Origin of the sequence: Bradyrhizobium sp. R2.2-H (genome assembly GCF_004346455.1) — a bacterium.
In the GTDB taxonomy this organism is placed as follows: Bacteria; Pseudomonadota; Alphaproteobacteria; order Rhizobiales; family Xanthobacteraceae; genus Bradyrhizobium; species Bradyrhizobium diversitatis.
The window spans coordinates 254278-275804 of the sequence record NZ_SMBR01000009.1 but is presented as its reverse complement, the minus strand read 5'-3'; the positions used below and the strand labels follow the sequence as shown (position 1 = coordinate 275804).

Below are 21527 nucleotides of genomic sequence, written 5' to 3'. Positions count from 1 at the left end.
ACGCTTTGGGGAATCCCAGGTCTGGCGGGCCTGAACAGGCCGCAGAGGGTCAAATCACCCGGAGCGACAGCCTCCGTCAGCTTTGGAGGGCGGTCCTCCTCGACAATGCAGGCCCACCTCGTATAGACGAGCCCGGCGGAACTTACTCGAGCCAGCGGCACCTGCCCGGGAAGCCATGACAAAGCCCTCGCGATACGACCGGATCGCCTTCGTCGCCAGCCCGAGCAGCGAGGCGCAGGCCGCCTTCGGACAGCTCACCAGGGAGTATGGCAATTGCGACCCGAAGGATGCCGACGTCGTCGTCGCGCTCGGCGGCGACGGGTTGATGCTCCAGACGCTGCACCAGAACATGCACACGGGAAAGCCGATCTACGGCATGCACCGCGGCACGGTCGGCTTCCTGATGAACGAGTACTCGACGCACGATCTGCGGGCGCGGCTCGAGGCCGCGCATGAATCCGAGATCAACCCGCTCCTGATGCGCGCGACCGACATGCACGACCGGGTGCATCTGCACCACGCCATCAACGAGGTCGCCCTGTTCCGGCAGACCTATCAGGCCGCGCGCCTGAGGATCCTGATCGACGAGCGCGAGCGCATGTCCGAGCTGATCGCCGACGGCATCATGGTGGCGACGCCGGCGGGCTCCACCGCCTACAATCTCTCAGCCCAAGGACCGATCCTGCCGATCAACGCCGCGCTGCTGGCGCTGACGCCGATCAGCGCCTTCCGCCCGCGCCGCTGGCGCGGCGCGTTGCTGCCCAACACGGCCTATGTCGTGATCGAGGTGCTGGAGGGCGAGAAGCGTCCCGTCGCGGCGGTCGCCGACCACGACGAGGTCCGCGACGTCCGCCGCGTCGAGGTGCTCTCCGACAGAACCATCTCGATGCGGATGCTGTTCGATCCCGGCCACAGCCTCGAAGAGCGTATCCTGCGCGAGCAGTTCGGCTACTGAAGCGTCGGCCCGCAACGGGGCCCCGGTCGCAACGCTTCGTTAACTCCCGGCGCGATATGGTTAACGAAGGTTGACCGCTTTGGCCCGGGCGTCATGTTTCGCATCGACTTCAACAAGCTGCGCTTCCTCGTCTGCGACGACAATCCGCACATGCGCCGCATCCTGCGGACGCTGCTGCATTCGTTCGGCGCGCGCGAGGTCTATGAGGCCGAGGACGGCGCGACCGCGCTCGAAATGTACAGCCATTACGTGCCCGACATCGTCATCACCGACTGGGCCATGCCGATCTTCGACGGGCTCGAGCTTGCGCAGATGATCCGGCAGCCCGAATCGAAGGGCAACCCCTACGCACCGATCATCATGCTGACCGGCCATTCCGAGAAGCGCCGCGTCACGGTCGCGCGCGATGCCGGCGTCACCGAATTCCTGGCCAAGCCGATCTCGGCCAAGGGCCTCTATCAGCGCATCCTCAACGTGGTCGCCAATCCCCGCCCCTTCATCAAGACCAAGACCTATTTCGGGCCGGACCGGCGCCGCAACACCAACTCCGCCTATATGGGCCCCGAGCGCCGCGTCGGCGAAAAGCACGAGGTGCTGCAACAGCCCTCGCTGCTCGACAAGGCCCGCTCCTCCATCTAGCGCAAGGTCCTCAGGCGAGGCAGGCACCATGGCGAAGAACAGCGCAAAGGACATCGAGGTCAAGGCCTTCGCCACACACCACGTCATCACGCAGCCCAACCCGCTGCGCAAGGTCCTGCGCCGTGTCGAAGAAAGGGACATGGACGATCCGGTCGGCCGCGCCGAACAAGCGCTCGCGAGCCTTTCCGGCGAGTTCAAGGACTGGATGGCGATCGAGGTCCAGAGACTGTCCACCGCCTGGACCGCCGTGCAGAAGGATGGCTTCACGAAGAAGCTGCGCGACGAGCTGTTCCACGCCGCACACGACATCAAGGGCGATGCGGCAACGTTCGGCTTTCCTTCGGCAGCGGGAATTGCCGAGAGCCTGTGCCGCGTCATCGAGCACGCCCCTGATCTGGAAAAGGTGCCGGCCGAGCTGTTCACGCACCACATCAATGCCATTCTCGCCATCGTGCACGAGAACACCAGGCTCGACAGCCTCAGCGTCTCCGCCGAGCTCAGCCGCCGCCTGCGCAAGGTCGCCGACGACTATCTCGCCAACGTCAACCGCGACCGCCCCGAGCATCTCGAGGTCATCCTGGCCCCGAGCATCGCGCCGGTGGAGTAAAGACTCTCTCCTCTCGTCATTACGAGCGCAGACATCGCAGGGTGGGCAAAGCGAAGCGTGCCCACCAATCAACATGAATTGTGCGGATAGATGGTGGGCACGGCGCAAGAGCGCCTTTGACTACCCTACGGCGTCTCGTTACGCCGCAATCAGATCGTCATAGAGCGGATCGATCGCATCATCGGCGACGAGCTCGTCGCGGAACAACCGTGCCTCCTCGCGCGCGGATTCGGTGGCAAAGCGGCGTAGCAGGACCATCAGCGGCTCGGCGGCGCCCCGGTCGGTCTCGCAGTGGGTGAGCACGCGCTCGACCATGCGCCGGCGCAGCCGCGCCGCGCCGTCGTCGCTATCGACGAAGCCTTGCTCGTGGCAGGCATCGAGCGCGACCTGGAACGCCGCAAACGTCGCCTCCGGAAGCCCGGCGCGACGGAGCAGCGCGTACAGGCTGTTGCCGCCGCGATCGTGCAGCAGCGCGGAGACACGCGCCAGCGGCAAATCGGTAAGCTCGGAGAGGGCCGCGTCGAACAAATCGAGATTGCCCGAGAGCAGTGCCCGCAGGATCAGCCCCGCGGTCAGCTGGCCGGTGATGCGCAAATGCCTGACGAGGCCTTGCATGTCCTCGCCGCGCGAGCGCGCCGCGATGTTCATGGTGGAGCGGTCACGTGCCTCGATCGTGATGCGGTCCGCGCGGTCGGCGCTGAGCCAGTTCCGCGCCACGACGAATTGCGCCAGCGTCTGCGAGAGCTTTGCCACCAGCGCCGCGTGCGTTGAGGACGGCAGATCCTCCAGCACCAGCATCGCCTCGCGGATCGCAGCGAGATGGCCGTGGCGCTCGACGATGCGGTCCCAGGAGAACGGGGCGAGTTCGGCGTTCGGATTCTCGATCAGCTCAAGTGCGGCAGCTGCGCAGCCGACTTCGGCGATCGCGGCGCACACCGATACCGGCAACGCGATGCGGCGGGCCACCGCGCATTGCACCTCCTCATTTCCGGTCGCGACGATGTCGACGAGGTCGGCGTCGATCAGCAGCGGGGAATGTTCGAGCACCGGCAGCGCGACGGTCGGCTGATCCGTCGACAGCGCCCGCACGATCGCGGCCGGCGCCTCGGCGCTGCGGGCAAAGGCCTCGGCCATCGCCTGCCGCACCAGGGGCGAGGGATCGTCGAGCAGCATCAGAAGCGCGCCTTCGGCGGCGATGCGGTCGTCTGCAGAAAGGTCTGAGATCAGCCAGGCCCGCGCCAGCGCCCGTGTCGCCTCGGCCCGCTCGCCTGCGGGCGCCGTCCTGATCCAATTAATGAACTGCCGAACAATCATCCTGCTTCCGGCTTACACAAACAAACGAAAAGAGTGACGGCTCGTCACCTGCAACACAAAATAAACCATGACGCTTAACAAAGCGTTCACCATAACTGACTGGTTTTATTGACGTTTTGTTAATGGAACAAAAGCACTACTCCCACGTGCGCCGACAGCAACGCACGCCTTCGGCGAATGCGCTGCCGAGCCCGGGGGCCCAGAATTTCAAGAGAAGTTCGCAGCACTGGATCCCGGCTCAGCGCAGCAGCGTTTCACGCTGCAGCGCGTCCGGGACACGAGACGGCGACTAGCTCGAGAACGTGCCGCTACGATCGCTGAAGAGATCGAGCGGCTGCGGCGGCCGCACGTCCGGCGTTGCCGACGCCACCGAGGTGAGCGAGGCGTTGTTGCCCCATAGTTTCTGCACCGTGGTCGAGACCGGCTGCGTGGCATCGCCGGGCTGATAGATCGAACGAAACGCCGGCGTGCCCGGCGCATTGTCCGCGAGCGTCGCCGGCGAGGTCGCACCGACGGGCGTCGCGGCGCGTGTGTTCGGGAAGGTCTGGAGATAGACGGCATTGTCGATCATCGGCGCCGTCGGCTGCACGCCGATCGCACTCGCGACCTCGGCGGTCGACGGCGTGTCGCCGTACATCGCCATCGCGCTGCGCGTCACTTTCGAATTGGCGGCACTGGCGTAGCGTGCGTCGAGCACCGAATAGACTTCGGAGACGCTGCGGGCGCGGCCGTCCTTGGCGTAGAAGATCGAGCGATTGGCGGATGCCGCGTTGGGAAACAGCCGCGCACCGACCGCCTGCGGATTGTCCTCGGCATTGGCGATCAGCCTGGCCGCGCCGCCGACACCCATGAAATGCGCCATGTAGAGCTCGCTGTCGCTCGGCCTGCGGCCGAGCAGGCCGGTGAGCTTGAAGCTGTTCGACTGCGTCAGCGCCGCCGCCATGGTGGATGCGGCTTCGGGGTCGTCGCGCAGCTTCATGATCGACCGCTTTATCACGGGATCATCGACGGTGTAGGTGCCGGCCGAGGTTCTGGTGATGGCGTCGGCGTAGCTGCCATAGCCGAGCTGGGTGCCGGCTTCCTTCACCGTGCCAAGCCACGTCTGGTCGATGAACTGGTAGAGCCCGTGCGCGGACGAGGTGGTGGCCCCCGCCGTCGGATCGAAATCCGATTCCATCTTGGCGGTGGTCAGCATGTACTGGAAGCTGACGCCGGAGATATTCGAGGCCTGCTTGATCGCACCGGCGACACGCGCGCGCGACGGATCGAGTCCGACCGTCTGCGTGGCACTGGAATTGTCGATCGACATGATGAAGTGCCCGCCCCGCGCGGCATTGAGCGACGCCGGCAATTCGGCGCCCGTCGTCTCACCGTGGGACAGACATGGTTAATGCGAGGTTAATTCCGGGATCGGCCCCTCCCCCGAGTCATTCCGGAGCATCGCGCAGCGATGAGCCCGGAATCCATTGGGCTTCAAGTGATGCCGTACGGTGGATTCCGGGCTCGCGCTACGCGCGCTCCGGAATGACGGAGGCTATTTCTTGTAAACGTCGTCCGGATCAAACAACCGCTCGGCGTCGGTGAAGACCAGCTTCGCTCCCCCACCGTCCGCTTCGACCTTGCGATAGAAGCAGGACCGGCGCCCGGTATGGCAGGCCGCGCCGACCTGCTCGACGCGGATCCAGACCGCGTCCTGGTCGCAATCGGTGCGCATCTCGACCACGCGCTGGGTCTGACCTGAGGTCTCACCTTTTCGCCACAAGGCATTGCGCGAGCGGCTAAAGTACCAGGCATCGCCGGTCGCGATCGTCTTGCGCAGCGCCTCCTCGTTCATGTGCGCGACCATGAGCACGTCGCCGGTGGCGACGTCGGTCGCGACGCATGTCACGAGGCCGCTGGCATCGAACCTGGGCAGGAGGGCGAGACCTTCTTCGATCTCATGGGAGTGAGCGGACACAGGACCCTCGCGAGTTCACTTGCGAGGTCAGCGCGTCGTGCCTCGCACCAGGGACAAGAAACGGGCCTGCTCCGCCGGATTGTCGCGGAACATGCCGGTGAAGCGGCTGGTGAAGGTGGAGGCACCATGCTTGGCGACGCCACGCACCGACATGCAGGTATGCTCGGCCTCGATCAGCACCGCGACGCCGCGCGGCTTGAGGATCTCGTCGATGGCTGCTGCGATCTGCGCCGTCAGGTGCTCCTGGGTCTGGAGCCGGCGGGCAAAGATGTCGGTCAGGCGCGCAAGCTTCGACAGGCCGACGACACGTTCCACCGGCGTATAGGCGATGTGCGCCTTGCCGTAGAACGGCATCATGTGGTGCTCGCACTGCGAGGTGAATTCGATGTCGCGCACCAGGACGAAATCGTCATAGCCGGCGGTCTCGCCAAAGGTGCGGTCGAGCACCTCGGCCGGGCACTGGTGATAGCCCTGATAGAGTTCGTCGAAAGCTTCGACGACACGGCGCGGCGTGTCGAGCAGGCCCTCGCGCTCGGTGTTCTCGCCGATATAGGCGAGCAACGTCTTCACCGCGGCTTCCGCCTCGGCGCGTGCCGGGCGCGGCTGGTCGGCGCGAACGGCGGCAGCAAGGAATTCTGCAGGATCAAGCTCGGCCGGGCGGCTCTCGGGCTGCCGGTCGGAGGGCTTGTTGGGGCGGATGGATTTGATTGCAGCGTCCATATCGACTCCGTTCGACGGCCTTGCGGCCGGAGTGTCACCGGCAGACGGGGCGGCCAAGCCGCCGGACGCCTGAACAGAACAAGTTTCGGCGGAAAGTCCTAAAGTCGTAACGCCGGCAGCGCATATCTGGATCACTGCCACCGCACCGCTGGACTGTTTTTCCACCAGTTCCGTCTCTATATAGGACCGTGGGCGGCGCCCGCCAAGGCCGATCCGGCCCGGAAGTGGCTGTGGACGTGTTGGACCCCATCACATGCTGAACGACATCTACAACAAGCGGATCATCGAACTGGCCGGGAATATTCCGCGCCTCGGGCGGCTGTCGGACCCCGACGCCTCCGCCACTGCCCACTCCAAACTGTGCGGATCGACCGTGAAGGTCGACCTCAAGATGAATGGCGATACCGTCACCGACTTCGCGCATGACGTGAAGGCGTGTGCCTTGGGCCAAGCCTCTTCATCCATCATGGCAAGTCACGTGGTCGGCTCGACTGCGAGCGAACTCCGTGAGTTACGCGAAACCGTTCGCAAGATGCTGAAGGAGAACGGTGCGCCTCCCGAAGGCAAATGGGAAGAAATCAAGTTCCTCGAGCCGGTCCGCGACTACAAGGCGCGCCATGCCTCGACGCTTCTGACCTTCGATGCCGTGGTCGATGCCATCGGCCAGATCGAAGCCAAGGCCAAGCAGCCGGCCGCTGCGCAGGGCTGACACCCTGATGTCGTTCCGGGGCGTCGCAAAGCGACGAACCCGGAATCCCGAGATTGCAGCGCGAGTTTCTCAGGTGCGCAATTGCGCACCCCGGAATGACTGCCAGGATTTTTGAGCTTACTTCTGCGTCGCCGCAGCCGGCGCGGCCACGCCACCCGTCGGCACCAGGGCTTCCGCCGTCTTGGTCGATTTGGCAGGCTGCGCCTGCTCCGGTTCCGCGCCGAACCTGGCCTGCGTCTTCGGTGCCAGCTCCGCCATTGCCGGCGCTGAAATATCCACATGCGGAAGCACATCTGCCACGAGATCGGTCGTGACCAGATTGGTGAGCTTGAGCTCGCCAGCGTCGAGCTCGTGCAGGTCTTCCCAGGGCGGAACACTGAGCGCAAGCGACAGCAGGTCACCGGCGCCGCCCATGTCGAATGTGTATTTGGCGAGGCGGCCGATGTCGCGCTCCACGATCATCAGATCCTGCGCGCTGTAGCTCGCCGCCTTGGCATCGTCAGCCCGGTCGCCCATCCAGATCTGGTGAACCCGGACATGGGCGGCTTCCGGCACGTAGCGCTTCTTGCCGGCCAGCAGCAGGAACACGCACATGGATTCGCAATAGGCCTCCGGCGCGACCGCCGGGCGGGTCGACGGCCCGCCGCGGAGGCTGACGCCGACCGTGGTCAAAAGCCCGAGATTGCGGAAGCGCCGGCCGAGCGTGATCGCGTCATTGACGGACCCGCCGCTCGAATCGAGCACGACGGTCGCGCCGCCGAGCTGGCGCCCGCGCGAAAACTCTTCGAATTCCCTTGGCGTATCGGCAGTGATGATGCCAACCGCGCTGACCCAGCCGCGGCAATTCGGCTCGCAGGCGACCCAGCTGAACTTCATCGGCAGCTTGCGCTCTTCGAGGGTGTTGCCTGCCCGGGCCGACGACCCGAAAGTCGCGATGGCGCCAGCCAGCGCGACGCCACAGACGGCGGTTCCTACCAGCAACCAGCCGCGAAGATTGAGCGACGTCAGACGTTTCAAACTGGTCCCTTCCCCAAGCCCCAAGGCGAATTCAGGCAAACCCCGTTTTGCGCGTTCAATGAGTCTACACATGAACGTCATAAAAATGGTATCCGTGGGAATACAGTTCGTCCATAGATACTTGCTGCACTGCTCCCAAAAAGCATGCAAAATATGACGCGTAAACAACAGCTTACGGTTCCCTGCGCCGGAACCGGGCAACACCTCGCTTAACGTTGCAGCAAGGCGCACATGAAGCATTCAGCCTGCGAGCATTGTTCCAGCTCCGTCGACGGTGCGCTCCGGCTGCCCCGCAGATTCGGGCGTGCGCTGATCTGGCTCTATCGGCATACGCTGTCGCCCCTGGTCGGTTACAACTGCCGGCACTTGCCGACATGCTCCGTCTACGGCGACGAGGCCATCGAACGGTTCGGGCTCTGGGCCGGCGGCTGGATGACCCTCGCGCGCCTGCTCCGCTGCCATCCCTTCGGCACGTCCGGCATCGACAACGTACCCCTCACCGCACCCCAAGGCGCACGCTGGTATCTGCCCTGGCGGTACGGCCGCTGGCGCGGGGTCAATGCACCCTGACGCTTGCTGCGGTGCTTGACCATCGCCGCCCTGACCGGAACCGGCACTTTCGGCTCGCGTTGTTTCGATGCTCCCACGGGAGGAAACAACAATGCGCTGGAAAATCAGCCCTCATTTTCACTTCCGGCCTGGTCCGAATTTCGGTCACAGAGGACACGATCCCAGAACCATCGACCTGCTCGCCGTCATCGCGCTGCTCGCGCTCGTCCTGGGCTCAGGCTGGTATCTGGCGAGGAGCTTTGCGCCACAGCCAAGCACGACGACGTTCATCGTGCCGAGCCAGAGCGTGCATTGGTAGCTCAGAGATCCAGCACCAGCCGCTCGGCGTCCGAGCCCGCCACGCAAACCATGAGATAGCGTTCGCGTTCATACGGCGACAGGATGCGGTCGCGGTGAACCGGCTTGCCTTCGATCCATCCGACCTTGCAGGCGCCGCAGATGCCGCCGCAGCAGGAGGTCGCGATGTCGATGCCTCCCTCCTGCAATGCGGCCAGCATGGTCTGGCCGGCCCGCACCTCGATCTCGGCGCCCGAGCGCGCCAGCGACAGTGTGAACGGCTTGGCGTCGGGATCGATGACCGGTGGCGGTGCGACGAACCGCTCGATATGGATGCTCGCAGCGGGCCACGCTGCAGTCACCCGCTCGAAATCGTCGGTCATGCTTTCCGGGCCGCAGCAGGCGACCATCGTCTCGGATCCGCCCTCTCCGACGAGCGCTGCGAGATCGGGACGCCCGCTCCGGGACGTCCGATGCACGATGATGCGCCCCTCTTCGACCAGCGCGCCGAGATGCGTGGCGAGCGGCACCTCCTCACGCACGATCAGATGCAGCGTGAAGTCGGCCTGCTTCGTTCGTTCGAGATGCCGCGCCATGGACAGGAACGGCGTCACGCCGATGCCGCCGGCCAGGAACACGTAGCGCGCGATGCGCGCTTCGGGCTCAAGTCCGCCGCGTGGCAGCGACACGCCGATGACATCGCCGATGCCGATTTCGTCGTGCAGCGCCCGCGAACCGCCGCGTCCATCCGCTTCGCGCTTCACCGCAATGACATAGCGCATGTTGTCCGCGGGCTCGTTGCACAGCGAATAGGTGCGAACCAGCCCGTTCGGCAGATGCAGATCGATGTGCGCGCCGGGTTTGAACGGCGGCAGTTCCCACCGGTCGGGATCTGCCAGCGTGAACAGTTTGATGCCTGCCCCCGCCTCCTCGATGCCGGTGACGACCGTCTTGACCGTCGTGATCGGTCGCGCGCTCATGCCGCATTCCGCACGGTATCGCCGACCCTGACGACGCCGCCTTGCAGGATCTTGCAGTTGAGGCCGGAGCGATTGATCAGGGGGTCGAAGATCGCCTTGCCGGTGATCTCCTCGATATGCCGGCACGGCACCGACAGCCGCGTCGCTTCCAGCAGGGTCTCGCCCAGCCAGAAACGGCGGCCGACGAGATGATTCAGCGGCACGCCCTCCACCGTGACGTTACGCCGATGCTCTTCCGGGCCCAGTTCGATCCCGGCGTCGCGCTTCAGCGCAACCAGCGTCTCGAGTTCGAACAGAGTGACCTGCCGGCCCTCTTCCGGCTTGTGCGAGTAAAACCCCTCTTCCTTGCCGATCATGTAGCGGTCGCCCTCGATTCCTTGCCCGGCGACGAGAGTGATGGTCTCGGCTGCGCGCATCGGCAGGAACGCGCGCGGGGTGAGATGGAGGAAGCGCACCACTCCGGTCCACCCGAGCTGTGCTGCGCCCTGCGCCGCACCGGCGCTGATCGTATCAAGCATGACAAATCCTTTTGAGAAGCCGTGGCGCCGCCGGCAGCGGCGCCGCGGGATCAGGTCAGTTCCTTGTTCGCCATCTCCGGCGCGAACGTGGTCGCGATCGCGGTGATGGCGGCGCAGGCGACGAGCAGCAGCGAGACCGGCCAGGTTGCGCCGCCGCTCCAGGCCATCAGAGAGGCCGCAATCAGCGGCGTCAACCCGCCGCTCAGGGCCGCACCGACCTGGAACCCGAGCGAAGCACCGCTGTAACGCAGCCGCGCGGTAAACAGTTCGGAGTACCATGGCGCGCCGATACCGAACATGACCATCTGACCGAAGGTGATCGCGACCACGATGGTGCAGACAACGATGGTCGGATCGCGGGTGTCGAGCAGCCAGAACAGCGGGAAGGCGAACAGCGCCGAGAACAGGCAGCTCGCATAGAACATCGTCTTGCGGCCGACCAGGTCGGACAGCCAGCCGAACAGCGGGATGGCGAGCAGCGCGACCAGCGATGCGGCGAACGCCCCGTTCAGCACCACCGCGCGCGGCAGGCCGAGATTGGCGGTGGCATAGGACATCACGAACACGCCGCCGATGCTGGCATAGGCGATCTCGGAGATCTTCAGACCGACCGCGGTGAAGAACGGCCGGCGGTGGTGCCTGAAGATCTCGAGCAGTGGCAGGCTTGCGACTTCCTTTTTGGCCTGGACCTGACGGAAGGCGGCGGTCTCCTCCATGTTGAGGCGGATGTAGAGACCGACGCCGACCAGGAGGATCGAGATCAAGAAGGGGATACGCCAGCCGTAAGTCATGAAGTCGCTCTCCGGCAGGCTCGCCACCAGCGCGAACATGCCGATCGCGGCGAGATTGCCGATGGGGTTGCCGACCTGCACCATGCTGCCGAGCAGGCCGCGGCGATGCGTCGGGCAATTCTCGACCACCATCAGCACGGCGCCTCCCCATTCGCCGCCGAGGCCGATACCCTGGAGAAAGCGCAATCCGATCAGCAGCACCGGCGCGGCAATGCCGATCTGCTGGTAGGTCGGAAGCAGGCCGATCAGGAAGGTGCCGATGCCCATCACCATGATCGTGATCGCGAGCATCGCCTTGCGTCCGACCCGGTCGCCGTAATGGCCAAAGATCGCGGCACCGAGCGGGCGCGCCAGAAATCCGACGGCGTAGGTGCCGAAGGCCGCGATGGTGGCGAGCGCGGGATTGCCTGCGGCGAAGAAGACCTTGTTGAACACCAGCGCGGTCGCCGTGCCATAGATGAGGAAGTCGTACCATTCGACCGCGGTGCCGATCACGCTCGACCACACGATCCGTCGCAAGCTCGCCGCCTCGTCCGGCGCTACGTTCAGGGTTACGTCGTCTGCTACGGTCATCGATCTCTCCAAAAGGTACCGGCGCCTGGGAAAAGCAGTTGGTTCGGTCACGGTGCCCATCGGCAGCCGCGACGGTAAAAATCGATCATGTTTACTACAGGAAATCAACGCCGCGGAACGCGGCAAATGCCGACGATCGCGGCAATGCGGACGATTTGCACCAATATTCAGCGGATTTTCGCGTTATACCAATTCATCTGCTCATAATATCCGCGCCCTTGCTCGAAATTTCTGCTCAGGAGTTTTCCAGTGGAATACGCTTGCCGGCGACCGGCGCAGGGCCTTCCCGGCCGCCGGGCTGGCAGTCCGGCGCCTTCTGTTGCAAAACAGGCTTCAGCAGTTCGGGAGACTCATGCGTGCTTGACGTCAGCAAAGCGACAGCGGTCGGGGCCAACATCCGCCAGGCGCGGATCGCCAAGGGCCTGACGCTGGACCAGCTTGCGAGGCAAAGCGACCTCACCCGCGGCTACATCTCGCTGGTCGAGCGCAACCTCAAGATCCCCTCCCTCGCAGCGCTGCTGCGGATGGCCGCAGCGCTCGAGGTCAATGTCGCGAACTTCTTCGACCCGAACGCCGAGCCGGCGCCGCGCTACACGCTGTTCCGCCGCCAGGACGGCAATGTGCCGCTGTTCCAGGACACGTTTGGCGTGGTCCCGCTGGCGACCGGTCGCACCCGCAAGATGATGGAGCCTTTTCTGCTGAGCCCGCCGCACAAGGCGGCCACGCGCGCCTCGCATGCGGGCGAGGAGCTGCTGTTCGTCATCAACGGCAGGATCGCAATCAAGCTCGATGGCGAAGAACTCGTCCTCGGCAGGGGAGATTGCCTGTATTTTTCAGGCGAGACGCCGCACGAGGTCAGGAGCCTCGGCCGGCAGAAGGCCGAAGTGCTGGTCGTCGTGGCCCAGACGTCTTGACGCCCAGCCTCGGCAATAGCCTAAAGCGCGATGAAATTAGGATGAATCGTCATCGCGTTTTAGGTTTTTGTTTGAGCATGATCTTTTCGGAAAACCGATACACACTTTTCCGGATCATGCTCTAGCGGAACCAGAAGAAACGGCCCTGTGACGGTGGGACGGACTCCGGCGGCCGCAGCCGCTTCGGGCGCGGCGGCCTTGGCGGCGGCTCGGTAGCCGAAGTGGTCTCCGCAGTCGGCGCAGTCTCGCTGCCCGGCACCTTCACCGACAGCAGCAAATTCGATTCGCGCATCCGCCAGCGATAGCCGACGCCGAAATCGATCGGCTGGGCGCGCGTGAACAGTTCGGCATAGCGCTCCTGGTAACGGCCGGGGAATTCGTCGATGGGACCGAAATAGCGGCCGAAAGGGAAGAACCGCCATTGCCGTGCGTTGTAGTTCGCAAGCGGAATGCCGGAATCGTCCTGGATGATGGTGGCACTGTTGGCAAGCAGCCAGTCGCGCACGACGGAGAAATTGCCGGAGTGCAACAGATAGGAGGCACTCTTGAGCAGGCTGTTGCCGGGCCCGAGCGTCTCGCAGAACTTCAGGAAGCCTGCGGCGCGCGCGCCGGAATTGGATAGATCGGTCGAGAAATAATACAGCGCGCGCGCTTCCCCATCGCTGCCGGCGAAGGTGATGCGGACACCGCGCGTCGCGTTTCGTCCCGGATTGTCGTCGCCGACATGCACCCCGCCCTTGTCGTCGAGCGCGATCATCTCGACATTGCGGATGGTCTTGCCGGAGCGCGCGAGGAAGACATAGAGGATTGGCAAGGTGCCGTTGACCTGGTTGGCGCGCAGGTCGACCTTCATCTGCTTGGTGATGAAGAAGGAGAAGCTCAGGATCGAGCCGAGCGAACGCTCGACATTGTAGAGCGCGGCGGCGACCGAACCACGCGGCAGCCGCGTCAGGTCGGGCACGGCGCCGACCGGCTCCAGCGCGCCGAGCACATACGTGCTGGCCTTGGAATAGAAAGCATCGGCGTAGAGGAAATCCGGGCCGCTGAACATGTAGAACATGGTCGGCCGGGGCGCGGCGAGATTGGCGTCGGCCCAGCTGCGGATATTGGAGAGCTGCCGCTGTTCGAGCTGGGCGAAGGCGCCGTCGAAGAATTTTGCATGGCGCTGCCAGCCCGGATCCTTGGTGAGCGGCACCAGCGGCGAGTCCGCCGAAGGCTGCATGCCCGCAAGGAAGCGCGCGGTGTCGTCGAAGCTGGCGTCGGCAGCATGCGCGGACGAGACGACCGCAGCCAGCAGGACAAGAGCGAGCGCCGCAATTCTCATGGGTCGAAACATCTCTATTCGCGGTGTGATGAGTTGCCGGCGGCAGCCGGCCGCCTGCGGAACACAGCATAGATCAACAGGCCCGCGAGCATGACAAGCATCCCCGAGAGCGACTGCACCGGCCGCTCGGTCAAGAGGTAGTACATCATGAACGCGGTCACGAGCAGGAAAACGAGCGGCGTGAACGGGTATCCCCAGGCGCGATAGGGCCGCGGCAGGTCGGGATCGGTGATGCGCAGCTTGATGACGCCGGCGACCGTGAAGAACGAGCAGAACAACAGCGCGAACTGGATGAAGTCGAGCACCGCCTCGAAGCTGCGCGTGAACAACAGCAGGTTGGCGATGGCGAGCTGGAACAGGACGGCATAGGCCGGCGCGCCGCTCGCCGATCGCTTCGAAAACACGCGCAGGGCCGGAATGTCCTCGCCCATCGTCATCATCACGCGCGGCCCGATCCACATCATCGCGCTGATCGAGGAAATCAGGCCGACGCAAATCATGGCGCCGACGATCCGGCCGCCGAGGCTGCCGAAGATGGCGCTGCCGGCGACGCTGGCGACGTCGAGCTGGCCGGCGAGCGCACTCACCGGCGTGGTGTAGAGAAAGACCGCGTTCAGCGCGACATACAGCACGAGCACGATCAGCGTGCCCGCAAGCAGCGCGCGCGGCAGGCTCTGCTGCGGCGTGTTCATCTCGCCGATGATGTAGGTCGCGGCATTCCAGCCCGAGAAGGAATACATCACGAAGACGAGGCCGATTGCGAACGGCGCGCTGACGATGTGGGCGAGATCGCCCGGCTGCGGCGTGAAGGCGATCGGCTGCTGCGCGCCGACGACGAAGCCGGCGACCAGGAAGGCGACGATCAGGACGACCTTGAGGATGGTCGAGATCAGCTGGAAGGTCGAGGAGTGCCGGACTCCGGTCAGTTGCACGAGCGAGACCAGCCACACCACGCCGATGGCAAGCGGAATCGGCGGCAGATCCGGGACAACCGATTTGGCGTATTCGCCGAACGCCATCGCCGCGAGCGCAACCGGCGCCGCGAAGCCGACCGTGGCCGACACCCAGCCGGCGAGAAAGCCGAAGGCCGGATGATAGGCGCGGCCGAGGAAATTGTACTCACCGCTCGAGCGCGGAAACATCGCGCCCAACTCGCTGTACGCAAACACCCCGCACAAGGCGACGATGCCGCCGACGGTCCAGAGCAGCAGGATCGAGAAGCCGGACGGGATGTCCTTGACCTGAAAGCCGAGGCTGGTGAAGACGCCGACCCCGATCATGTCGGCCACGACGATGGCGGTTGCGACCGGAACGGAGACCCCGGCCCCGCTCCCGGTCAGCCGGCCCATCCAGGCTGCGGTTCCCGCATGTGATGCCGTCATCGCGGTCCTTAACCTCAGGCGTCTCGCCTCGCAGGTCATCGTGCAGTTCGCCCCAGTCAATTCAAGCAGGGTTAACAAGGGTTAAATGAGGCAACGGCAGCGGGTACCAAGACACCGACTAACCACGCTTTTGGACAATGACGCCTGGATTGCCCCGAAATTTCCCGTTCGCGCTCCCCACAATCAGGACACGATTGCATGGTCCTTTTGAGCGTTCCGGATGTGGGGAAGTTGCTCCGGACACTTAACGTCGCCTAAACGCCAGTCGGCTCAATTGTCTTAAAGCATGCCGACGGACTTGATGTCGTGACTTGGGGTCATGGGTGGATGTTCGGGGCCGTTCCGAGACTGAGAGCTGACGGTCGCGCCGATCGGACAACGTCCGGTGCGCGCGATCGTGCGCTCCGGATCGGCCTGGTCTCGGTCTTGATGCCGCTGTCGCTGACGCTGGTTCAATGCGGCAAGGCGCCCGATGCGGCGGCGCTGGCAACGAACTCGCAGGCGAATGTCCAGGTCGTCGCCAAAACCAGTTCGCAAGCCTCCAACCCACGCGTGGCAAGCAGCGACACGTTCGAGGACCGCTTCCCCGCCCCGCAGTTTAGGGAGCGCTTTCCCTCGGCGAGCGAAAGCTTCCTGCAGCGGCAGATGTCGGACTTCTCGCCCAGGCGCGCCGTGCAGCAGCCGCCCCAGCCGGAGCAAGCGCCTTACAAGGTGGCGTCGCTCGAGCCGCAGGCCCCCTACAAGCGCCCGCCGCGCGACGACCTGACGACACTCGTCAGCATGAAGTCGTCGGCCTTCCCTTACTTCGGCAACAACCCCGCCTCCGACGCGCCCTTCCTCAACATTTCCAAGGGCGACCGCCGCGGCCACCGCAGCTATTCCGGTCGCGTGTTCTGGCAGGACGAGACCTACAGCGACAGCCGGGTGCTGGTGCACGTGCCCGAGCATTTCGACGTGCACAAGCCCGGTGTGATCGTGGTGTTCTTCCACGGCAATGGCGCGACGCTCGAGCGCGACGTACGCGACCGCCAACTGGTGCCCAAGCAGATCAGTGATTCCGGCGCCAATGCCGTGCTCCTTGCACCGCAAATGGCCGTCGATGCTGCCGATTCCAGCGCCGGCAAGTTCTGGCAACCGGGCGGGTTCAAGCGCTTCATGGCGGAATCGGCCGACCATCTCGCCCGCCTCAGCGGCGATCCCAACAGTGCGCGCGCCTTCGCCAACATGCCGATTGTGATCGTCGGCTATAGCGGCGGCTTCCTGCCGACGGCCTGGAGCCTGGAGGTCGGCGGCATCAGCGACCGCGTCCGCGGCGTGGTGCTGCTCGACGCCATCTACGGCGAACTCGACAAGTTCGCCTCCTGGATCGAGCGCCACCGTTCCGGCTTCTTCGTCAGCGCCTACACCCGCCACACGGCGCGCCGCGACCGTGAGCTGATGAGCATGCTGCGGCAGAAGGGCATCAGCGTCGCGGAGGACATGGAGGGTCCGCTCCGTCCCGGCAGCGTGGTGTTCGTGGAGACCGGCGACGGCATCACCCATCGCGATTACGTGACCCGCGCCTGGACGCGGGATCCGCTCAAGGACGTGCTGGTGAAGATGTCGGCAACGCCGTCGCTCGCGCTCACGCGCGTCGCCTCAACCAATCCATCCGCATCGAGCCGCTAGGCCCAATTGCTCAGCTCGATCAGCGACTGAGCCCTGACCTGGCGAATATCAGTGCGAATATCAGTTCTTGGGCAGCTTCGGAATGCTCTCGGCAAAGCCGTTGAAGCAGGTCAGCCGCTCGTCCTCTTCCTTGAAGAAACGGCAGTCGGCGTAGCCCTTGGCCTTCGCCGGCTTCGGCTTCGGCGCCGGCGGGATCACGGCGTCGTAGCAGTTGAGGCGATCCTTGGTGCCGTCGTCGATCTCGAGGCAGGCCTGGAGCCGAACGGCGATCGACTGCGGCTTGCCCTTCGCCGCGGCGGGATTGGCCGCTGCCTCTTTGGTTCCCTTCGGCTTGACCTGCACCAGCGGCTTGTCTCCCACCATCGGGGGCTTGTCGGCTTGCGCAAATGCGGAGGTTGAATAGAGCACCGCGGCAACCGCCAGAATCATCCTCATCTCAGTCAACTCTCTTTGGTCCCCATGACCGGCCTTCTAGCGCCCTCACGCGAGGTTTGCCAAGCACCTTGCGCACAGGAAAGACGGCCTTCAGGCGGTCGTGGCAGCCCCCGGCCGTGGCCGGGTCAGCACCAACAGGATCAGCGCCAGCACGACGAACCCGACCGCGACGAAGCCGAGCGTGTGCAGGAGCCCGCGGGCAAACAGCAGCCCACCGACAGCGGAGCCGATCGCCTGGCCGATATAGAGGACCGAGGTATTGAGCGCGACGGTCGCCGATGCCAGCGGCGGCGCGGCCGCGACCAGCCGCACCTGCTGCATCGAATTGGTCGACGCGAATCCAAGGCCCCAGGTCGCGACCGCGCCCGCCATCAGGACGAGCGAGCCGGCGCCGAGCGCCCAGCCGCTCATCCCGGCAAGCACCAGGCATGTGAACAGCAACGAGGTGCGATAGGGCCCCGAGGTGTCGACGATGCGGGTCGCGATGACAACGCCAAGGAAGCCGCAGACGCCGTAAAGCGCGAACACCATGCCGATCGCATCGGCGCCCGCGCCGGTGAGCTTGTTGAGCAGCGGGCCCATATAGGTGAACACCACGAACTGCCCAGACATCTGCAACATCGTGATCGCAAGCAGCAGCAGGATCGTCCTGCTCCGGCCGACTGCGGCCCATGTCTTTAGATCCACCGGAGCGCCCTTCAGGCCCGCCGGCAGACGCAGCAGCAACAGCAGCAAGCTGATGCAGCCGAGCGCGCCGATGCCGCCATAGGACGCGCGCCAGCCATAGCGGCTGGCGATGAAGGTGATCAGCGGCAGGCCGACGGCGGCCGCCAACGACCAGCCTAGGAAAATGTATGCAATGGTGCTGCCGCGCCGTTCGGCCGGCACGATCAGCGCTGCCGTGCCGGCGGCCTGCGGCGTGTAGAGCGCGCCGACCGCGAGCATCACGAGGCGAATGACGAGGAGGCTGGCGTAGTCGGGCGCAAAGGCCGAAGCGAGATTGCCGAAGGCGAGCACCGCAAGCGTCGTTGCGAGCAGCGTCCGCCGCTCCATGCGGCTGGTGAACCAGGCCGTCAGCGGCGAGCCGATGCACAGCGTGACCGCGCCGAACGTGATCAGGAGCCCCGCCGCATGGATGCTGACCTGAAGTCCCGTCGCCAATTCCGGCAGCATGCCTGCCGGCGCCAGCACCGAGCAGCCGGTGACGAGATTGCCGAGCATCAGGGCGGTTGGCGCGAAACGGCGTGCGGCGGGAGCTTTTTCCATGCAAGTGCATGTAGAGCAGGCCTGCGGCCAGTTGAAGGGCGCTGCTCGAGATAGTTGGTGCAAAGTCCCGGGTTTTGCGCGTCACTTTCTTGGAAATGCCGGATTGCACGGGCCGAATCGCCTGATATATCGCTCGTTCCCGCTTACCTGCGCTCGTTCGCAGGAGTGAGCCTCAGGAGAAAAGCATGACCGACCAGCCCAAATCCGAGTCCGGCTTCCAGTATAGCCTGTCCAATCTGAAGCCGGTGACCCCCGCCGCCAAAGTCACCCTCACCTTCCCCGACGGCGCCCAGCGCCAGTTCGACAAGGGCATCACCGGCCTCGATATCGCCAAGGGCATCTCGCCGTCGCTGGCCAAGCGCACGGTTGCGATGGCGCTCGATGGCGTGGTCGCCGATCTCAACGACCCGATCGAGGATGACGCCAAGATCGAGTTCGTCAATCGCGACGATCCGCGCGCGCTCGAATTGATCCGCCACGACTGCGCACACGTGCTGGCCGAAGCCGTGCAGACCCTGTGGCCGGGCACCCAGGTCACCATCGGTCCCGTGATCGAGAACGGCTTCTACTACGACTTCTTCCGCAACGAGCCGTTCACCCCGGAAGACTTTGCCGCGATCGAGAAGAAGATGCGCGAGATCATCGCGCGCGACAAACCGTTCACGAAAGAGGTCTGGGACCGCGAAAAGACCAAGCAGGTGTTCCGCGACAAGGGCGAGGCCTTCAAGGTCGAGCTGGTCGACGCCATTCCCGGCACCGAACCGATCAAGATCTACTACCAGGGTGACTGGTTCGATCTCTGCCGCGGCCCGCACATGACCTCGACCGGCAAGGTCGGCAATGCCTTCAAATTGATGAAGGTGGCCGGCGCCTATTGGCGCGGCGACAGCAACAACCCGATGCTGACCCGCATCTACGGCACGGCGTTCGCCAAGCAGGAGGACCTCGACGCCTACCTCAAGCAGATCGAGGAAGCCGAAAAGCGCGACCATCGCAAGCTCGGGCGCGAGCTCGACCTCTTCCATTTCCAGGAGGAAGGTCCGGGCGTCGTGTTCTGGCACCCGAAGGGCTGGACCATCTTCCAGCAGCTGATCGCCTATATGCGCCGGCGCCTCTCCGGCGACTACAACGAGGTCAACGCGCCGCAGATCCTCGACAAGGTGCTGTGGGAGACCTCGGGTCATTGGGGCTGGTATCGCGAGAACATGTTCGCGGCGCAGTCGGCCGGCGACGAGGCCGAGGACAAGCGCTGGTTCGCGCTGAAGCCGATGAACTGCCCGGGTCACGTGCAGATCTTCAAGCACGGCCTGAAGAGCTACCGCGACCTGCCTTTGCGTCTTGCCGAGTTCGGCGTGGTGCATCGCTATGAACCGTCGGGCGCCATGCACGGCCTGATGCGCGTGCGCGGCTTCACCCAGGACGACGCGCACATCTTCTGCACCGAGGACCAGCTCGCCGAAGAGTGCCTGAAGATCAACGATCTCATCCTGTCGACCTATGCGGACTTCGGCTTCACCGGCGATCTCACGGTGAAGCTCTCGACCCGGCCGGAGAAACGCGTCGGCACCGATGCGATGTGGGATCACGCCGAGCGCGTGATGGCCACCGTGCTGCGCGAGATCCAGTCGCAGAACAATCACATCAAGACCGAGATCAATCCCGGCGAAGGAGCCTTCTACGGGCCGAAGTTCGAGTACGTGCTGCGCGACGCCATCGGGCGCGACTGGCAGTGCGGCACCACGCAGGTGGACTTCAACCTGCCGGAGCGCTTTGGCGCGTTCTACATCGACCATGACGGCGGCAAGAAGCCGCCGGTGATGGTGCACCGCGCGATCTGCGGCTCGATGGAGCGCTATATCGGCATCCTGATCGAGCACTATGCCGGCAACTTCCCGCTCTGGCTCTCGCCGGTGCAAGCGGTGGTCACGACCATCACTTCGGAAGGCGACGAATACGCCAAGGTGGTGCTGGAGCAGGCGCGACGCGCCGGGCTTCGGGCCGAGATCGACCTTCGCAATGAAAAGATCAACTACAAGGTCCGCGAGCACTCGCTGGCCAAGATCCCGGCTCTGCTCGTGGTCGGCAAAAAAGAGGCCGAGACGCATTCGGTCTCGGTCCGCCGGCTCGGCAGCGACGGCCAGAAGGTGATGACGACGGCCGAGGCGATCGCCGCCCTCGTCGACGAGGCGACCCCGCCGGACGTCCGGCGGGCGCGCGGCGCCGCTTGATCTCTGAAATCGATCTAAATTCGCTTCCGGTTGCGGGCGTGCATGCTTATCTCGGCATGGCACGCCCGCCGACCATTTGAAGAGGATATCGCAGTGCCCGACGCCATCGAACTCCTGAAGACACGCCGCTCGGTCAAGCCGCGCGAGATGACCGACCCCGGCCCCTCGCCGGCCGAGCTCGAGACGATCCTGACCATCGGCGCGCGCGTGCCCGATCATGGCAAGCTCGCGCCCTGGCGCTTCATCATCTTCGAAGGCGATGCCCGCCAGCGTGCCGGCGAGGTGATCGCCAAGGTCTTCGCCCGGAAGAATCCGGGCGCGCCGGCGGCCGACGTCGAGATCGAGCGCAAGCGCCTCACCGACGCGCCATTGGTGATCGGCATCGTCAGCTTCACCAAGCCGCATCCGAAGGTGCCGGCGTTCGAGCAGGAATTGTCGGCGGGCGCCAGCGCCATGAACATCGTCACGGCCGCCACCGCGCTCGGCTACGGCGCCTGCTGGCTGACCGGTTGGTTCTCGTTCGACCGCGACGTGCTGGACGGGCTCGGCCTCAAGCCGGACGAAAAGCTCGCCGGCTTCATCCATATCGGCACGCCGACCAAGCCGAGCGAGGACCGTCCGCGACCGTTCCTTTCGGAAATCGTGACGCGCTTTTAATCGATGTCTTGTTGACGACTCGAACGT

At 64.7% G+C, this 21527-nt stretch carries 22 protein-coding genes; 10 read left to right on the top strand and 12 right to left on the bottom strand.

Going from position 1 to position 21527, the window contains the following annotated elements; all coding sequences use genetic code 11:
* The first annotated feature begins 175 nt into the window (after positions 1-175).
* The 3 genes from EDE08_RS24120 to EDE08_RS24110 all read left to right on the top strand — a co-directional run bounded on the left by EDE08_RS24120 (position 176) and on the right by EDE08_RS24110 (position 2201).
* The gene (locus EDE08_RS24120; RefSeq protein ID WP_131871136.1) at positions 176-955 is read left to right on the top strand and encodes an NAD kinase; all 780 of its coding nucleotides are present in this window, start codon (positions 176-178) and stop codon (positions 953-955) included.
* Positions 956-1048: 93 nt separating this feature from the next.
* Positions 1049-1594, top strand: a complete 546-nt coding sequence (locus EDE08_RS24115; RefSeq protein ID WP_008549760.1) for a response regulator — start codon at positions 1049-1051, stop codon at positions 1592-1594.
* Between the two features lie 28 nt (positions 1595-1622).
* Positions 1623-2201 (top strand): Hpt domain-containing protein, encoded by a 579-nt coding sequence (locus EDE08_RS24110; RefSeq protein WP_131871137.1) that lies wholly within the window; start codon positions 1623-1625, stop codon positions 2199-2201.
* A 138-nt stretch (positions 2202-2339) separates the two neighbouring features.
* Here the strand turns inward: EDE08_RS24110 and EDE08_RS24105 are convergent, their stop codons facing one another.
* The 4 genes from EDE08_RS24105 to folE form a co-directional block, all read right to left on the bottom strand.
* The gene (locus EDE08_RS24105; protein WP_131871138.1) at positions 2340-3515 is read right to left on the bottom strand and encodes a DUF2336 domain-containing protein; all 1176 of its coding nucleotides are present in this window, start codon (positions 3513-3515) and stop codon (positions 2340-2342) included.
* Between the two features lie 289 nt (positions 3516-3804).
* Positions 3805-4866: a lytic transglycosylase domain-containing protein gene (locus tag EDE08_RS24100; protein ID WP_131871139.1), complete on the bottom strand. Its 1062-nt coding sequence runs from the start codon at positions 4864-4866 to the stop codon at positions 3805-3807.
* Positions 4867-5049: 183 nt separating this feature from the next.
* Complete coding sequence (gene hisI / locus EDE08_RS24095; RefSeq protein WP_131871140.1) at positions 5050-5472, bottom strand: phosphoribosyl-AMP cyclohydrolase; 423 nt, start codon at positions 5470-5472, stop codon at positions 5050-5052.
* Positions 5473-5499: 27 nt separating this feature from the next.
* The gene (gene folE / locus EDE08_RS24090; protein WP_124157528.1) at positions 5500-6192 is read right to left on the bottom strand and encodes a GTP cyclohydrolase I FolE; all 693 of its coding nucleotides are present in this window, start codon (positions 6190-6192) and stop codon (positions 5500-5502) included.
* Positions 6193-6445: 253 nt separating this feature from the next.
* Here folE and EDE08_RS24085 point away from each other — a divergent pair, with 253 nt between their 5' ends.
* Entirely contained in the window at positions 6446-6901 is a 456-nt protein-coding gene (locus tag EDE08_RS24085) for an iron-sulfur cluster assembly scaffold protein (RefSeq protein WP_024340718.1), read from the top strand.
* A gap of 117 nt (positions 6902-7018) precedes the next feature.
* On the opposite strand, the gene EDE08_RS24080 is transcribed toward EDE08_RS24085, so the two are convergent.
* The gene (locus EDE08_RS24080; protein WP_165936152.1) at positions 7019-7918 is read right to left on the bottom strand and encodes a COG3904 family protein; all 900 of its coding nucleotides are present in this window, start codon (positions 7916-7918) and stop codon (positions 7019-7021) included.
* Between the two features lie 231 nt (positions 7919-8149).
* On the opposite strand from EDE08_RS24080, the gene yidD reads away from it, so the two are divergent.
* On the top strand, positions 8150-8488 hold the full coding sequence (gene yidD / locus EDE08_RS24075) for a membrane protein insertion efficiency factor YidD (RefSeq protein ID WP_131871141.1): 339 nt from the start codon (positions 8150-8152) through the stop codon (positions 8486-8488).
* A 91-nt stretch (positions 8489-8579) separates the two neighbouring features.
* Positions 8580-8786 carry a hypothetical protein gene (locus tag EDE08_RS24070; protein ID WP_131871142.1) on the top strand — a complete coding sequence of 69 codons (207 nt, stop codon included), beginning with the start codon at positions 8580-8582 and terminating at the stop codon, positions 8784-8786.
* A 1-nt stretch (position 8787) separates the two neighbouring features.
* Here EDE08_RS24070 and EDE08_RS24065 read toward each other — a convergent pair whose 3' ends face one another.
* From EDE08_RS24065 to EDE08_RS24055, 3 genes are read right to left on the bottom strand one after another with little or no spacing between them, the layout of a single operon-like run.
* Positions 8788-9744, bottom strand: a complete 957-nt coding sequence (locus tag EDE08_RS24065) for a PDR/VanB family oxidoreductase (protein ID WP_131871143.1) — start codon at positions 9742-9744, stop codon at positions 8788-8790.
* Positions 9741-10262, bottom strand: coding sequence for an MOSC domain-containing protein (locus tag EDE08_RS24060; protein WP_131871144.1), 522 nt, complete (start codon positions 10260-10262; stop codon positions 9741-9743). The genes EDE08_RS24065 and EDE08_RS24060 overlap by 4 nt, the downstream gene beginning before the upstream one ends.
* Positions 10263-10312: 50 nt before the next feature.
* A complete protein-coding gene (locus EDE08_RS24055; RefSeq protein ID WP_131871145.1) occupies positions 10313-11626 on the bottom strand; it encodes an MFS transporter in 1314 nt (437 codons plus the stop codon).
* A 356-nt stretch (positions 11627-11982) separates the two neighbouring features.
* On the opposite strand from EDE08_RS24055, the gene EDE08_RS24050 reads away from it, so the two are divergent.
* Complete coding sequence (locus tag EDE08_RS24050; protein WP_131871146.1) at positions 11983-12540, top strand: helix-turn-helix domain-containing protein; 558 nt, start codon at positions 11983-11985, stop codon at positions 12538-12540.
* Positions 12541-12661: 121 nt separating this feature from the next.
* On the opposite strand, the gene EDE08_RS24045 is transcribed toward EDE08_RS24050, so the two are convergent.
* On the bottom strand, positions 12662-13876 hold the full coding sequence (locus EDE08_RS24045) for a hypothetical protein (protein WP_131871147.1): 1215 nt from the start codon (positions 13874-13876) through the stop codon (positions 12662-12664).
* Between the two features lie 2 nt (positions 13877-13878).
* The gene (locus EDE08_RS24040; protein WP_131871148.1) at positions 13879-15246 is read right to left on the bottom strand and encodes an APC family permease; all 1368 of its coding nucleotides are present in this window, start codon (positions 15244-15246) and stop codon (positions 13879-13881) included.
* Positions 15247-15573: 327 nt separating this feature from the next.
* Here EDE08_RS24040 and EDE08_RS24035 point away from each other — a divergent pair, with 327 nt between their 5' ends.
* Positions 15574-16914, top strand: a complete 1341-nt coding sequence (locus tag EDE08_RS24035) for an alpha/beta hydrolase (RefSeq protein ID WP_131871149.1) — start codon at positions 15574-15576, stop codon at positions 16912-16914.
* 60 nt (positions 16915-16974) lie between these two features.
* On the opposite strand, the gene EDE08_RS24030 is transcribed toward EDE08_RS24035, so the two are convergent.
* Both EDE08_RS24030 and EDE08_RS24025 read right to left on the bottom strand, forming a co-directional pair.
* Entirely contained in the window at positions 16975-17349 is a 375-nt protein-coding gene (locus EDE08_RS24030; RefSeq protein ID WP_131871150.1) for a hypothetical protein, read from the bottom strand.
* Between the two features lie 90 nt (positions 17350-17439).
* Entirely contained in the window at positions 17440-18615 is a 1176-nt protein-coding gene (locus EDE08_RS24025) for an MFS transporter (RefSeq protein WP_131871151.1), read from the bottom strand.
* A gap of 185 nt (positions 18616-18800) precedes the next feature.
* On the opposite strand from EDE08_RS24025, the gene thrS reads away from it, so the two are divergent.
* Positions 18801-20843 (top strand): threonine--tRNA ligase, encoded by a 2043-nt coding sequence (gene thrS / locus EDE08_RS24020; RefSeq protein ID WP_131871152.1) that lies wholly within the window; start codon positions 18801-18803, stop codon positions 20841-20843.
* 93 nt (positions 20844-20936) lie between these two features.
* Positions 20937-21500, top strand: a complete 564-nt coding sequence (locus EDE08_RS24015) for a nitroreductase family protein (RefSeq protein ID WP_165936138.1) — start codon at positions 20937-20939, stop codon at positions 21498-21500.
* Positions 21501-21527 lie beyond the last annotated feature (27 nt).

What these genes read in the sequence shown, in the direction of transcription:
- EDE08_RS24035 (WP_131871149.1), top strand. Translation starts at nt 15,574, where the DNA reads ATGTTCGGGGCCGTTCCGAGACTGAGAGCTGACGGTCGCGCCGATCGG.
- EDE08_RS24025 (WP_131871151.1), bottom strand. Translation starts at nt 18,615, where the DNA reads ATGGAAAAAGCTCCCGCCGCACGCCGTTTCGCGCCAACCGCCCTGATG.
- EDE08_RS24065 (WP_131871143.1), bottom strand. Translation starts at nt 9,744, where the DNA reads ATGAGCGCGCGACCGATCACGACGGTCAAGACGGTCGTCACCGGCATC.
- EDE08_RS24070 (WP_131871142.1), top strand. Translation starts at nt 8,580, where the DNA reads ATGCGCTGGAAAATCAGCCCTCATTTTCACTTCCGGCCTGGTCCGAAT.
- EDE08_RS24120 (WP_131871136.1), top strand. Translation starts at nt 176, where the DNA reads ATGACAAAGCCCTCGCGATACGACCGGATCGCCTTCGTCGCCAGCCCG.
- EDE08_RS24045 (WP_131871147.1), bottom strand. Translation starts at nt 13,876, where the DNA reads ATGTTTCGACCCATGAGAATTGCGGCGCTCGCTCTTGTCCTGCTGGCT.
- EDE08_RS24030 (WP_131871150.1), bottom strand. Translation starts at nt 17,349, where the DNA reads ATGAGGATGATTCTGGCGGTTGCCGCGGTGCTCTATTCAACCTCCGCA.
- folE (WP_124157528.1), bottom strand. Translation starts at nt 6,192, where the DNA reads ATGGACGCTGCAATCAAATCCATCCGCCCCAACAAGCCCTCCGACCGG.
- EDE08_RS24055 (WP_131871145.1), bottom strand. Translation starts at nt 11,626, where the DNA reads ATGACCGTAGCAGACGACGTAACCCTGAACGTAGCGCCGGACGAGGCG.
- thrS (WP_131871152.1), top strand. Translation starts at nt 18,801, where the DNA reads ATGACCGACCAGCCCAAATCCGAGTCCGGCTTCCAGTATAGCCTGTCC.
- EDE08_RS24115 (WP_008549760.1), top strand. Translation starts at nt 1,049, where the DNA reads ATGTTTCGCATCGACTTCAACAAGCTGCGCTTCCTCGTCTGCGACGAC.
- yidD (WP_131871141.1), top strand. Translation starts at nt 8,150, where the DNA reads ATGAAGCATTCAGCCTGCGAGCATTGTTCCAGCTCCGTCGACGGTGCG.
- EDE08_RS24060 (WP_131871144.1), bottom strand. Translation starts at nt 10,262, where the DNA reads ATGCTTGATACGATCAGCGCCGGTGCGGCGCAGGGCGCAGCACAGCTC.
- EDE08_RS24105 (WP_131871138.1), bottom strand. Translation starts at nt 3,515, where the DNA reads ATGATTGTTCGGCAGTTCATTAATTGGATCAGGACGGCGCCCGCAGGC.
- EDE08_RS24040 (WP_131871148.1), bottom strand. Translation starts at nt 15,246, where the DNA reads ATGACGGCATCACATGCGGGAACCGCAGCCTGGATGGGCCGGCTGACC.
- EDE08_RS24085 (WP_024340718.1), top strand. Translation starts at nt 6,446, where the DNA reads ATGCTGAACGACATCTACAACAAGCGGATCATCGAACTGGCCGGGAAT.
- EDE08_RS24110 (WP_131871137.1), top strand. Translation starts at nt 1,623, where the DNA reads ATGGCGAAGAACAGCGCAAAGGACATCGAGGTCAAGGCCTTCGCCACA.